Origin of the sequence: Streptomyces sp. NPDC127119 (assembly GCF_042677425.1) — a bacterium.
Classification (GTDB): Bacteria; Actinomycetota; Actinomycetes; order Streptomycetales; family Streptomycetaceae; genus Streptomyces.
This window is the reverse complement of sequence record NZ_JBHXTO010000123.1, coordinates 14727-28189: the sequence shown is the minus strand read 5'-3', so window position 1 is coordinate 28189 and position 13463 is coordinate 14727. Positions and strand designations below refer to the sequence as shown.

Annotated in this window: 7 protein-coding genes; 3 read left to right on the top strand and 4 right to left on the bottom strand. The window is 69.4% G+C overall.

Annotated features, from left to right (window positions below; all coding sequences use genetic code 11):
* Positions 1-198 precede the first annotated feature (198 nt).
* The 3 genes from ACFVH5_RS34625 to ACFVH5_RS34615 form a co-directional block, all read right to left on the bottom strand.
* Complete coding sequence (locus ACFVH5_RS34625) at positions 199-5136, bottom strand: NAD-glutamate dehydrogenase (protein ID WP_385837640.1); 4938 nt, start codon at positions 5134-5136, stop codon at positions 199-201.
* Between the two features lie 638 nt (positions 5137-5774).
* Positions 5775-6440, bottom strand: coding sequence for an HAD family hydrolase (locus tag ACFVH5_RS34620; protein WP_385837639.1), 666 nt, complete (start codon positions 6438-6440; stop codon positions 5775-5777).
* Between the two features lie 95 nt (positions 6441-6535).
* Positions 6536-7051: a DUF6912 family protein gene (locus ACFVH5_RS34615; RefSeq protein ID WP_385837637.1), complete on the bottom strand. Its 516-nt coding sequence runs from the start codon at positions 7049-7051 to the stop codon at positions 6536-6538.
* A gap of 315 nt (positions 7052-7366) precedes the next feature.
* Between ACFVH5_RS34615 and ACFVH5_RS34610 the strand changes: the two genes are divergently transcribed.
* Entirely contained in the window at positions 7367-7840 is a 474-nt protein-coding gene (locus ACFVH5_RS34610) for an Rv3235 family protein (protein WP_385837636.1), read from the top strand.
* A 529-nt stretch (positions 7841-8369) separates the two neighbouring features.
* On the opposite strand, the gene secA is transcribed toward ACFVH5_RS34610, so the two are convergent.
* Positions 8370-11213 carry a preprotein translocase subunit SecA gene (gene secA, locus ACFVH5_RS34605; protein WP_384815639.1) on the bottom strand — a complete coding sequence of 948 codons (2844 nt, stop codon included), beginning with the start codon at positions 11211-11213 and terminating at the stop codon, positions 8370-8372.
* 245 nt (positions 11214-11458) lie between these two features.
* On the opposite strand from secA, the gene ACFVH5_RS34600 reads away from it, so the two are divergent.
* Both ACFVH5_RS34600 and ACFVH5_RS34595 read left to right on the top strand, forming a co-directional pair.
* Positions 11459-12055 (top strand): GNAT family N-acetyltransferase, encoded by a 597-nt coding sequence (locus ACFVH5_RS34600; protein ID WP_385837635.1) that lies wholly within the window; start codon positions 11459-11461, stop codon positions 12053-12055.
* Positions 12056-12109: 54 nt separating this feature from the next.
* Positions 12110-13312 carry a winged helix-turn-helix domain-containing protein gene (locus ACFVH5_RS34595; RefSeq protein WP_385837634.1) on the top strand — a complete coding sequence of 401 codons (1203 nt, stop codon included), beginning with the start codon at positions 12110-12112 and terminating at the stop codon, positions 13310-13312.
* Positions 13313-13463 lie beyond the last annotated feature (151 nt).

Sequence of the window (13463 nt, the reverse complement as noted above, 5' to 3'; positions counted from 1 at the left end):
CCGGACGGGCTGAGATGTCCCCGGACCGGCGGCAATCTCCAGCCCGTCCGGCGTTTGAGGACGAGCGCGGAGCGCGATACGGGGGCGAGGGGCGCAGCCCCATGCGTGGACGGGAACGGGTAGGGGCGGCGGGGGCGAAAAAAGAAAGAGGCACCCCCAACCCACAGGGGTGCCCCTCTTCAAGCGCAACGCCAACCGCTACGAATGCGTCCGCAACATCGTCCGCATGGTCCTCATGGCCACAGACAGATTCGCGAGATCGAACGCCTCAGACCCCTGAATCTCCTCAAGCGTCGTCCGCGCCCGAGCAAGAATCGCCGCGTTCTTCTCCTCCCACGCCTTGAACCGCTGCTCAGGCGTGGCGGAGCCATCCCCCGCAGCGAGCACATCCGCGGTGAGCGCCGCATGCGCCGCGTACAGGTCCTCACGGATGGACGCACGGGCCATCGACTGCCACCGGTCGGCCCGGGGCAGCTCGATGATGCGGTCCATGAGCTGGGTGATCCGCAGCCGGTCACCGAGGTCGTAGTAGACCTCCGCGACGGCCATCGGATCCTTGCCCATGCGGTCACCGACCGCGACGATGTCGAGCGTCGGGAAGGCGGACGAGAACCCGGCGACCCGCTGCGCCAGCTCGTCGGTCACCCCGGCCCCGGACAGCTCGTCGTAGATCTGCTGGTACCACTCCAGATCCGCGCCCCTCAGCAGGTTGGGCAGCTCGCTCCAGACCTGTGTGACCCGCTCCTGGAAGAAGCTGATCGTTTCGGCAAGCTGGATCGGCTGCGGCCGGTTGTTGAGCAGCCACCGCGTACCGCGCTCGACGAGCCGGCGCGAGTGCAGCCGGATCCGGGTCTGGACGCCCGCGTCGACCGTGTTGTCGAGCGCCTCGACGCCGTCCCACACGGAGCTGGAGTTGAAGATCGCGCGGGCCGCGGTCTGCGCCCTGACGATCTCTTCCAGGGACGCCCCGGTCTCCTCCCGCAGCCGGTGCAGGAAGCTCGTACCACCGGTGTTGACCGTGTCGTTGACCAGCACGGTCGTGACGATCTCGCGCCGCAGCGGGTGGTTGTCGATCTGTTCGGCGAACTGCTTCCCGAGCGCGCTCGGGAAGTACGCGTGCAGCAGGCTCCGCAGGTACTCGTCGTCGGGCAGCGACGTGTGCAGCAGCTCGTCGGAGACCGTGATCTTCGTGTACGCGAGGAGGACGGCCGTCTCCGGCTGCGTCAGCCCGTGCCCGGCGTTGAGCCGCTCCTTGATCTGCCGCTCGGTGGGCATGAACTCCAGCGCGCGGTTGAGGTGGCCGGCCTGCACCAGGTGCCGCAGGTAGCGGTGCTGGGCGTGGAGCATGCTCGGCGACTGGGCGAGCGCGTTGGCGAGCGCCGTGTTCTGCGCGTAGTTGTTGCGCAGGACCAGCGTGCCGACCTCGTCGGTCATCTCGGAGAGCAGCTTGTTGCGCTGCTTGACGGTCATGTCGCCGTCCGCGACGACCGCGTTGAGCAGGATCTTGATGTTCACCTCGTGGTCGGAGGTGTCCACGCCCGCGCTGTTGTCGATGGCGTCGGTGTTGACCTTGCCGCCGGCCTGCGCGAACTCGATGCGGCCGAGCTGGGTGAGGCCGAGGTTGCCGCCCTCGCCGACGACCTTGACCCGCAGGTCGGCGCCGTCCACGCGGATGGCGTCGTTGGCCTTGTCGCCGACGTCCGCGTGCGTCTCGGTGGACGCCTTCACGTACGTACCGATGCCGCCGTTCCACAGCAGGTCCACCGGCGCGGCGAGGATGGTCCGCATCAGGTCGGCGGGGGTCATCTTGCCGATGTTGCCCTCGATGCCGAGAGCTTCCCTGATGTGGCTGTTGAGCTGGATGGCCTTGGCCGTACGGGGGAAGATGCCGCCGCCCTGCGACAGCAGCTCCTTGTCGTAGTCGGCCCAGGACGAGCGCGGCAGCTCGAAGAGGCGGCGGCGCTCGGCGTACGAGGTCGCGGCGTCCGGGCGCGGGTCGATGACGATGTGCCGGTGGTCGAAGGCGGCGACCAGGCGGATGTGCTCGGAGAGCAGCATGCCGTTGCCGAAGACGTCACCGCTCATGTCGCCGACGCCGACGACCGTGAAGTCCTCGGTCTGGGTGTTGACGCCCAGCTCGCGGAAGTGGCGCTTCACGGACTCCCAGGCGCCGCGGGCGGTGATGCCCATCTTCTTGTGGTCGTAGCCCGCCGAGCCGCCGGAGGCGAAGGCGTCCCCGAGCCAGAAGTTGTACGACTCGGCCACGCCGTTGGCGATGTCCGAGAACGTCGCCGTGCCCTTGTCGGCGGCGACCACCAGGTAGGTGTCCTCGCCGTCGTGCCGTACGACGTCGGAGGGCGGTACGACATCACCGGCCACCATGTTGTCGGTGATGTCGAGCAGCGCCGAGATGAAGGTCTTGTAGCTGCGGACGCCCTCGGCCATCCAGGCGTCGCGGTCCACCGCGGGGTCGGGGAGCTGCTTGGCGACGAAGCCGCCCTTGGCGCCGACGGGCACGATGACGGTGTTCTTGACCATCTGCGCCTTGACGAGCCCGAGGATCTCGGTGCGGAAGTCCTCACGCCGGTCGGACCAGCGCAGCCCGCCGCGCGCGACCTTGCCGAACCGCAGGTGCACGCCCTCGACCCGCGGCGAGTACACCCAGATCTCGTACGCCGGACGCGGCGCGGGCAGGTCCGGGATGGCCTGCGGGTCGAACTTCATGGAGACGTAGTCGTGCGGTACGCCGCCGCCCGCCTCCTGGAAGAAGTTCGTGCGCAGGGTCGCCTTGATGACGGTGAGGAAGGAGCGGAGGATCCGGTCCTCGTCGAGGCTGGCCACCTGGTCGAGAGCGGCGTCCAGCTCCTCCAGGAGGGCGTCGGTCAGCTCGGTGCCCGCCCGCTGCCGGTCCGGCGACATGCGGGCCTCGAAGAGCGAGACGAGCAGCCGGGTGGTGTGGACGTTGCTGCGGAGGGTGTCCTCCATGTAGTCCTGGCTGAACGTCGAACCGGCCTGGCGCAGGTACTTGGCGTACGCGCGCAGCACCATCGCCTGCCGCCAGTTCAGTCCGGCGCTCAGGACGAGGGAGTTGAAGCCGTCGTTCTCGGCGCGCCCGGTCCAGGTCGCCGCGAAGGCCTCCTGGAACCGCTCGCGGCCGTCGTCACCGAGGTGGTCGCCGTTGCCGCCGAGCGACTTGGGCAGCCGCAGACCGAAGTCGTAGATCCACGCCGAGTCACGGTCCGGGCAGCGCAGTTCGTAGGGCCGCTCGTCGGTGACCTCGACGCCGAGCCGGGTGAGGACCGGCAGGACGGCGGAGAGAGAGACCGACTCGCCGATGCGGTAGATCTTGAAGCGGCGCTCTCCGGGGGCGGCGCCGACCGGCTCGTACAGGCTGAGGTCGAAGTCCTTGCCGTCGCCGAGCTGTTCCAGGCGGACCAGGTCGGCGACCGCGGTGCGCGGGTTGTGGTCGGCCTTGTAGCCCTCGGGGATGACGTTGCCGTAGCGGCGCAGCAGTTCGGCCGCGCGCTCCTCGCCGCATTCGGTGTTCAGCGCCTCGGCGAAACCGTCGGCCCAGGAGCGGGCGGCCTCGACGAGCCGCGCCTCGATGCGGTCCTTGTCGGCGTCGCTGAGCTGCGGCAGCTCGGTGCCCTGCGGGACCCGGACCACGAAGTGCAGCCGGGAGAGGATCGATTCGGTGTTCCAGGCGGTGAAGTCGACGCTGATGCCGCCGAGCTCCTCCTTGAGGATGTCGATGATCCGCAGGCGCACGCCGGTGGTGTAGCGGTCGCGCGGGAGGTAGACGAGCGCGGAGTAGTAGCGCCCGTACTCGTCCTGGCGCAGGTAGAGCCGCAGCCGGCGCCGCTCCTGGAGGTACAGCACGGACGTGACGATCGCCCGCAGTTCGTCGGGCGGGGTCTGGAAGAGCTCGTCGCGCGGGTACGTCTCCAGGATCTGGAGGAGGTCGCGACCGTCGTGGCTGTTGGGCGAGAAGCCTGCGCCGCGCAGGACCTCGGCGACCTTGCGGCGGATGACGGGCACCCGGCGCACGGACTCGGTGTAGGCGGCGGAGGAGAACAGGCCCAGGAAGCGCCGCTCCCCGACGACGTTGCCGTCGGCGTCGAACTTCTTCACGCCGACGTAGTCGAGGTAGGACGGCCGGTGCACGGTGGCGCGGCTGTTCGCCTTCGTGAGGACGAGGAGCTTGTGCTCACGGGCCTTCGCGCGGGCGTCGGCGGGCAGCCGCTCGAAGGACGGGCTGACGGGGTGGCTCTCGTCCTCGCCGTGCTGCGGGTCGGAACGCAGGACACCGAGCCCGGTCCCGGGGACGGCGGCCAGCGAGTCGTCGTCGTGCAGCTCGTACTCGCGGTAGCCCAGGAAGGTGAAGTGGTCGTCCGCGAGCCAGCGCAGCAGTTCGCGGGCCTCCTCCACCTCCTGGTCGCGCAGGTCGTCGGCGGTGGGCTCCTTGGGCAGTTCCTCGGCGATCCGCAGCGCCGAGTCGCGCATCTTCTCCCAGTCCTCGACGGCCTCACGGGCGTCGGACAGGACCCGCAGCAGATCGGCGGTGATCTGCTTGAGATCGGCGCGGTCGGTCTCGCGGTCGATCTCGACGTGGATCCAGGACTCGATCGAGGCGTCGTGCGGGAGGTCGCCGCTTGGGCGGGTCCTGAGGACCTCGATGAGCTCGCCGGTGAGGTCGCGCCGCACGACGAACTGCGGGTGGATCACGACATGGATCCCGCGGCTCTGCCGGGACAGCTCGTTGGTCACCGAGTCGACGAGGAAGGGCATGTCGTCGGTGACGACCTCGACGACGGAGTGGCTGCAGGTCCAGCCGTTCTCCTCGACGGTCGGGGTGACGACTCTTACGTTCGCCGTGCCCTGGGGGCGCTTCTCGGCCAGCCGGTAGTGCGAGAAGGCGGCGCCGAAGACATCGACCGGGTCGCGGTCGGCGAGGTCCTCCGGGGCGGTGTGCAGGTAGTAGCGCTGGAGGAACGCGAGCAATGTGTCCTGGTCGGGAGCGCTCGCGCCCGTCTTCCCGGTCGGCAGGTGAGAATTCCCCCCGGCCGGGCTGTTCTCAGCAACCCGGGCGGCTCGTTCGAGCAGCTCGGCCTTGGCTTCGTCCAGCTTGGTCTGCATTGTCCTCTGGCTCCTGTCGCGCGCCGTTGCGTGACGTCGTAGAACGTGAAGTGACGTAGCGCCGCGACGCGGGGTGTCCGGTCTGATCCGACGCTATGCCGCGATGAGAGATGAGCGGGGCGTTATCGGCCATATTTGGCGGCACCGGAGGGTGTGACCCTGATCTCGGTGCCTGTTCCGCGGCTGCCCGCTCGCGGGGACCAGCGACCGCCCGGTCACGGATGTCGTCCGTGCGGTCCGGGCGCAGGGCAGGGGCAACGATGCCCCCGCGACGTATCGCGCTGATCACGCACCAAGGCTATCGCCCCTGCGGGGGGCCTCGTCACGAGCCGTATGTGTACAAAACAGGGATCACCTTTTTGACACTTTGCACAGTTCGCTTGGCCGCCGACTGTGCACTTGAGCCCCACGGACACAGCGCCCTACAAAAGGCGCGGGCACCGCACCGTTCAGGGCCGCGGGCGCCGCGCCCTTGAGGGGGCGCAGGCAACTGCGCCTTTAAGGGGCGCGGGGAACTGCGCGACCAGCCACGACGAACCCGCACCCGACACTCAACCTCCGGCCGAAGGCCACAGGGCCCACAGGTCACAGCCCGAGCCGCAGGGCTCACATCGACCAGGGGGCCGAGCCCCACGAACTCACGCCGCCAACCACTCGGCCAGAGTCACCGCCTCCGCGAGCGAATCCACCACCGGCACCCCCACCCCCTCAAGACTGCCCCGACTGTGCGACCCCCCGGTGTACAGCACGGCCTTCGCCCCCACATGCCGCGCAGCGATCGCATCGTCCGCCGCGTCCCCGATCACCACCGTACGAGCGGGGTCGACGCCCGTCAGGGCTCTCAGATGCCGCACCATGTGCTCGGCCTTGCTGCCGCCCGAAGGCCCGGTCCGCCCGTCGACCCGCACGAAATGGGGCTCGATGCCGAACCCCCGCACCAACGGCACCAGTTCCTCGTGCCCGTACATGCTCAGGATCGACTGGCTCCGCCCGCCCGACACCCACCCGGCGAGCAGCCCGGGCACCCCGTCGGTGAGCCCGCACCCCATCCGGTGCTCCGCGTAGTACCGGTGGAAGACCGCGTCCATGACCTCCCACTCGTCGTCCGTCGGCAGCCGCCCGATCAGCCGCTCGTAGAACTTCGGCACGGGCACGCAGTACAGCTCCCGGTACCGCTCCAGCGTGATCGACGGTATGCCCAGCTCCGCGAACGCCGCGTTCGTCGCGCCGATGATTGCCTTGTTGTCGTGGAACAGCGTCCCGTTCCAGTCCCAGACGATATGTGTCGCTCCGCGCATCCCCATATCCAAAAAGTACCCGGCACCACCGACAAAGCCCCATGTGCGCTTCGAATGGTCTGCGGGAGCACCCGCCGGGCGACACACGCCCCCGGAGTGCTTCAGTCGCCGAGCCCCACGAGGTTCGGGATCTCCTGCGTGGCGAACCAGAGCAGCTCGTGGTCCGCGGCCCCGTCCACGACGAACTGCGCGTCGTCGTCGCCGCGGTCCGCCGCGCCCAGCGCGTCCGCGGCGGCCGTCACCTCCGGCTCCGCCTCGTCCGAGTCGACGTGTACGGCCGCGGCCTTGGCCAGCGCGACGGCCGCGCCGACCCTCAGCTCGCCGAGGGACGCGGGGTCGGGTCCCAGGCCGGGCTCGGCGACCGCGGCCCCGTCCGGCACGTCGACGGCGACGACCACGCGTCGGCGCGGGGTGCCGGGATCGAGCGCGACCAGTCGCAGGGAGGCGAGCGCGGCCCGGTTCAGCGCCGCGTACTCCAGTTCCTCGATGTCGTCGGAGAGGTACCACTCGCGCAGCGCGGGCGTGACGGCGTACGCGACGAAGGGTCCCGAGCCGAGCTCACCCGTCTTGTACGCCTCGGCGAGACCGGAGAGGGTCAGAGGGACGTACACGCGCATGGCCGACCGCTTTCGTAGACGTGGTTCCGTGGGCGGGTCCCGCACCTGCCGGAAGGTCTTCAGGATACGTGCGGGTGTCCCCTTTCGAGTCCGTACCCACCCCTGCCCGGGCGTCCACCCCCGTCCCGCACGTCACCCGGTGGACCCCAGGCCCCCCTAAGTCCGCCGCCGCTCCCGTCCCCCTGATAGGTGAACATCCCGGCAATCCCGGCGCCCGCCCGGTCCGCTTGCGGTCGCTCGCCCCGGCCCCGTACAAGATCCCCAACGGAAAGTTACCGACCGGTATCAGCCGGTCCGACCGAATGGGGCTCCGCCGTGAACAAGGTGATGACCAGGACAAGGCGCACCCAGGGCACCCGGCCCCCCGTACGCCACGACACGCGCCGCCCGGGCGGCACAGCACCGCGCACGACGCCGAAGAGCGCCTCGGCCGCGCCACGGGCCGCACAGCCGCGCCCCACGGACGTCTTCGCCGACCGTCTCGTCGAGGTGCTCAGCGGGCACCGCCCGGTCCACTGCATGCTCCGGCACACCGCGGGCCGCGCGTACGACGAACTGGCCTGGCTCGCCGAACACAGCCCGCTCCGCACCCGCGGCACCCGCCCGTTCGTCCGGGACATCGGCTATTACGTGGCCGGCCCGGGCGCGGTCGAGGCCTTCGCCCGCATCGGCGCCGGCGACCGGCTACGCGCCATGGCCTTCCGCCTGGAACAGGGCCCGGACCTCCGCTGGCGCTGCACAGCAGTAGAACTGGGCGGCACCCGAATGCCCCCACCCCAAGACGACTGACAGCCACCTTCAGGGGCGCGGGGAACTGCGCGACCAGCCACAACGAACCGGCACCCACCCAAACACCACAGCCACCCCCACCCCCAGGGGCGCGGGGAACGACGCAATCCTTCAGGCCCACCCCCACCACCCCGCAACCACCCAAACACCACAACCACCCCCACCCCCAGGGGCGCGGGGAACGGCGCAATCCTTCAGGCCCACCCCCACCACCCCGCAACCACCCATACACCGCAACCCCCCACCCTCAGGGGCGCGGGGAACTGCGCAATCCTTTGGGCCCGCCCCCACCACCCCGCACCCACCCGCTCCCACCCCCGGGCCGAAGGCCGAAGGCCAAGGCCCGAAGCCCGGAGGCTGGCCCGGGGCCCAGCGCCCAAGGGCAAGGGCAAGGCCCAGGCAGCCCCAGCCCCAGGCGGAGCCCCAGGCGGAGCCCAACGCAAAGGGCCGGGCGCCACCCCGGCCCCCGACCCTTCACCCGCTCACAGAGCGACCCTCACAAGCCCCGAAAACCCAGCGGAGCGCTACGTCACTTCTTGCGCCGACGCCCACTCTTCTGCTGCTTACGCCGCTCGGCCCGGGTAAGCCCGTCCGACTCCGACCGCACAGGCTCGTCGTCCGTGGCGAAGTCGCCCTCGACGACACCGCCCTCACCGTCGACCGTGGGCGCGGAGAAGTGCAGCCGGTCCGGCCGCTGCGGAGCGTCGAGCCCCTTGGCCCGGATCTCCGGACGCGCACCCCCGCCGGCGGGAACGGCGTCCTTCTTGTCGAGCGACGGCTTCGCGTCCTCGACCGGAACCTCCTCGACCTGCTGCTCGACCTGGACCTCCAGGTTGAACAGGTAGCCGACGGACTCCTCCTTGATGCCGTCCATCATGGCGGTGAACATGTCGAAGCCCTCGCGCTGGTACTCGACCAGCGGGTCCTTCTGGGCCATCGCGCGCAGGCCGATGCCCTCCTGGAGGTAGTCCATCTCGTAGAGGTGCTCACGCCACTTGCGGTCCAGGACCGACAGCACGACCCGCCGCTCCAGCTCACGCATGATCTCGGAGCCGAGCTGCTCCTCGCGCGCCGAGTACTGCTCGTAGATGTCGTCCTTGATGGACTCGGAGATGAACTCGGCGGTCAGACCGGCCCGGTCGCCGGCCGCCTCCTCCAGCTCCTCGACGGTGACCTTCACCGGGTAGAGCTGCTTGAACGCGCCCCACAGCCGGTCGACGTCCCACTCCTCGGCGAAGCCCTCCGCGGTCTCGGCGTCGATGTACGCGTCGATCGTGTCGTTCATGAAGTGCTGGATCTGCTCCTGCAGGTCCTCGCCCTCCAGGACACGGCGGCGCTCGCCGTAGATGACCTCGCGCTGCCGGTTGAGGACCTCGTCGTACTTGAGGACGTTCTTGCGGGTCTCGAAGTTCTGCGTCTCGACCTGCGACTGGGCGGAGGCGATGGCACGGGTGACCATCTTGTTCTCGATCGGCACGTCGTCCGGCACGTTCGCCATCGACATGACGCGCTCGACCATCTGCGCCTTGAAGAGCCGCATCAGGTCGTCGCCCAGGGACAGGTAGAAGCGGGACTCGCCCGGGTCGCCCTGTCGGCCGGAACGACCGCGCAGCTGGTTGTCGATACGGCGCGACTCGTGCCGCTCGGTGCCCAGCACGTAGAGCCCGCCGAGGTCCTTGACCTCTTCGAACTCGGTCTGGACGGCCTTCTCGGCGCGCTCCAGGGCGGCCGGCAGCGCCGCGGCCCACTCCTCGATGTGCTCCTCGGGGTCGAGGCCGCGCTGACGCAGCTCCGCCTCGGCGAGGTCGTCGGGGTTGCCGCCGAGCTTGATGTCCGTACCGCGGCCGGCCATGTTCGTGGCGACGGTGACGGCGCCCCTGCGGCCGGCCTGGGCGATGATCGGGGCCTCGCGGTCGTGCTGCTTCGCGTTCAGCACCTCGTGCTGGATGCCGCGCTTGCTGAGCTGCTGCGAGAGGTACTCGGACTTCTCGACCGAGGTGGTGCCGACGAGGATCGGCTGGCCCTTCTCGTGCTTCTCGGCGATGTCGTCGACCACCGCGTCGAACTTCGCGACCTCGGTGCGGTAGATCAGGTCCGACTGGTCCTTGCGGACCATGGGCCGGTTGGTCGGGATCGGGACGACACCGAGCTTGTAGATCTGGTGGAACTCGGCCGCCTCGGTCATCGCCGTACCGGTCATGCCGGAGAGGCCGGGGACGTCCTTGCCGTTGTGGTCGTGGCGCTTGTAGAGGCGGAAGAAGTTCTGCAGGGTGATCGTGGCGAGGGTCTGGTTCTCGTCCTTGATGTCCACCCCTTCCTTCGCCTCGATCGCCTGGTGCATGCCCTCGTTGTAGCGGCGGCCGGCGAGGATACGGCCGGTGTGCTCGTCGACGATCATGACTTCGCCGTCGATGACGACGTAGTCCTTGTCCTTCTTGAAGAGCTCCTTGGCCTTGATGGCGTTGTTCAGGTAGCCCACCAGAGGCGTGTTCACCGACTCGTAGAGGTTGTCGATGCCCAGCCAGTCCTCGACCTTGGCGACACCGGGCTCGTGGATGGCGACGGTGCGCTTCTTCTCGTCGACCTCGTAGTCGCCGGTCTCCTCGATGCCCTTGAGGGTGTTGCCCGCCTCGCCCTTCTTCAGGCGCGTGACGAGCTTCGCGAAGTCGCCGTACCACTTGGTGGCCTGGTCGGCGGGGCCGGAGATGATCAGCGGCGTACGGGCCTCGTCGACCAGGATCGAGTCGACCTCGTCGACGATCGCGAAGTTGTGGCCGCGCTGCACCAGTTCGTCCTGCGACCACGCCATGTTGTCGCGCAGGTAGTCGAAGCCGAACTCGTTGTTCGTGCCGTACGTGATGTCGCAGCCGTACTGCTCGCGGCGCTGGGCCGGCGTCATGTTGGCCAGGATGCAGCCGACGGTCAGGCCCAGGAACTTGTGGACGCGGCCCATCATCTCGGAGTCGCGCTCGGCCAGGTAGTCGTTGACCGTGATGAGGTGGACGCCTTCTCCGGAGAGGGCGTTCAGATACGCGGGCAGCGTGCCGACCAGGGTCTTGCCCTCACCGGTCTTCATCTCGGCGACGTAGCCGAGGTGAAGCGCGGCGCCGCCCATGATCTGTACGTCGTAGGGGCGCTGGCCGAGGGCGCGCTTGGCGGCCTCGCGCACGGTCGCGAACGCCTCGGGCAGCAGGTCGTCGAGGCTCTCGCCGTCCGCGTACCGCTGCTTGTACTCATCGGTCAGGGCGCGCAGCTCGGCGTCGGAGAGGTCGACGAAGTCCTCTTCGATGGACTTGACCTGGTCCGCGATGCGGTGCAGCTTGCGCAGGATCTTTCCTTCGCCTGCACGCATGATCTTCGAGAGGACGGACACGAGGGTTTGTCTCCTTGCCGGTCGGGCCTGGGACTGTCGGTTTCAATGGCAGATTCAAATCACAGCTTGAGCAACGGCCATCGTAAGCGAGGACCCCACCGCGCCGGGAGGTCTGCATGTGACAGCCACAGAGACAACGGGCGGAGGATGCGGAAGGTGCCGCGTCGGCGCCACGAAACGTAACGACGTCCTCACACAGTGCGAAAGTGATGGCTTCCTCACCGAAGCCCGAGCAGAATCGGCCGATGGACCCCGTCACACTGACTTCCGAACGACTCCTGCTGCGCACGGTGGGAGCACACGACACCGACGCCGTGTTCGACGCCGTCCAGGATCCCGACATCCAGCGCTGGACCACGATCCCGTCGCCGTACCTGCGCGAGCACGCCACCGCATTCACCGAGCAGATGGTGCCCGACGGGTGGGCGGACTGCTCGATGTTCACCTTCGGTGTCTTCCTGCCGGTCGACGGCGAACTCGCCGGCATGCTCGCCGTCACGATGCGTGGCCTGGGCGTCGGCGAGATCGGTTTCTGGGCGACGAAGGAGCACCGGGGCAACGGCTACATCACCGAGGCCGCGCTCACCGCCTGCCGCTGGGCGTTCACCCAGCGGGCCATGGACCGCGTCGAGTGGCGGGCGGAGGTGGGCAACACGGGTTCCCTCGCGGTCGCCGAACGCGCCGGTTTCGTCCTGGAGGGCACCCTGCGCGCGGGCGTCAACAACAAGGGCGTACGCCGCGACTGCTGGGTCGGTTCCCTGCTCCCGTCGGACCTCGGACTGCCGTCCACGACGCCGTACCTTCCCACGCCCGGACAGCCGTTCACCCCCCGTCCGACCTGACATGACCGGCAGGGCCGGGAGCGATTGTCAGTGGCACCGCCTATCGTGCGGACCATGACGAGTCTGCCGCGCCCGACCGCCGAACTCTCCGCCGACGAGGCCCGTCGGATCGCCCTGCGCGCGCAGGGGTTCCTGGGAGCCCCCGACCGCAGGGGCGGCGTACGGGGCGTGCTGCGGCACCTGGGCGCGGTCCAGCTCGACACCATCTCCGTCCTGGCCCGCTCCCACGAACTCATCCCGTACGCGCGCCTCGGCGCCGTCGGCCGCAGGACGGTCGACGAGGCGTACTGGACCCCGGCACCCGTCGGCACGGCCCCGCCCCGGCCCCACGCGTTCGAGTACTGGTCGCACGCGGCCTGCATCCTGCCCGTCGAGGAGTGGCCGCACTTCGCCTTCCGCCGCCGCGCCTACCGCGCCCGCCCGCACTGGAACCACGCGCTGCCGGACGGCACGTACGAGCAGGTCATCAAGCAGCTGAAGGCCGAAGGACCGCTCACGGCCACCGACTTGGGCGGCGCGAAGAAGACCAGCGAATGGTGGGACTGGTCGGGCACCAAGGTCGCCGTCGAGCGCGCGCTGATGTACGGCGAGGTGGTGTGCACGGAGCGCCGCGGCTGGAAGCGGGTGTACGACCTCGCCGAGCGGGCCATCCCGGACCCGCTGCTGCACGACGATCTGGACGACATGGAGTGCCTGCGCCGTCTGGTGCGGCTCGCGGGCCGCTCCCTGGGCGTGGGCACTCTCGCGGACATCGCCGACTACCACCGCCTCAAGCGCGAGCAGGTCGACGCGGTGATCGCGGAGTCGGGCCTGGTCCCGGTCACGGTGGGGGGCTGGTCGAAGGCGGCCTGGGCGGATCCCGAGGCCCTGGAGACGACCCCGCGCGGCCGTCACCGCACGACGCTCCTGTCGCCGTTCGACTCACTGGTCTGGGACCGGGCGCGCACGGAGCGGATCTTCGACTTCACCCACCGCCTGGAGGCCTACGTCCCCAAGCCCAAGCGCGTCCACGGCTACTTCGCCATGCCGGTGCTCGCCGGCGGCCGACTGGTGGGCCGCGTGGACCCGGCCCGCGAGGGCGCCACCCTGGTAGCCAAACAGGTCACCCTGGACAGCCCCAAGTCGATCCCGTCAGTGGCCCAGGCCCTCCTGGAAGCAGCCACCTGGGTGGACTGCACGAACGTAAGAGTGGAAAGGGCGAACACCCCGGAACTCAGAGAAGCCCTGACAGCCGAACTCGCAAGAACCCTCAGCTAGAGGGGCTTCCTTGGGGGCGCGGGGAACGGCGCAAAAGCCCCGCAGGGGCTCCCCAGGGGCGCGCGGAACGACGCGACCAGCCCCACAAGGGCCTTTAGGGGCGCGGGGAACTGCGCGGCCAACCCCCACCGAACCCGCACCCGACACCCAA

Excerpts from the sequence above, each read along its gene's own strand:
- ACFVH5_RS34625 (WP_385837640.1), bottom strand. The coding sequence starts at position 5,136 with ATGCAGACCAAGCTGGACGAAGCCAAGGCCGAGCTGCTCGAACGAGCC.
- ACFVH5_RS34620 (WP_385837639.1), bottom strand. The coding sequence starts at position 6,440 with ATGGGGATGCGCGGAGCGACACATATCGTCTGGGACTGGAACGGGACG.
- ACFVH5_RS34615 (WP_385837637.1), bottom strand. The coding sequence starts at position 7,051 with ATGCGCGTGTACGTCCCTCTGACCCTCTCCGGTCTCGCCGAGGCGTAC.
- ACFVH5_RS34600 (WP_385837635.1), top strand. The coding sequence starts at position 11,459 with ATGGACCCCGTCACACTGACTTCCGAACGACTCCTGCTGCGCACGGTG.
- ACFVH5_RS34595 (WP_385837634.1), top strand. The coding sequence starts at position 12,110 with ATGACGAGTCTGCCGCGCCCGACCGCCGAACTCTCCGCCGACGAGGCC.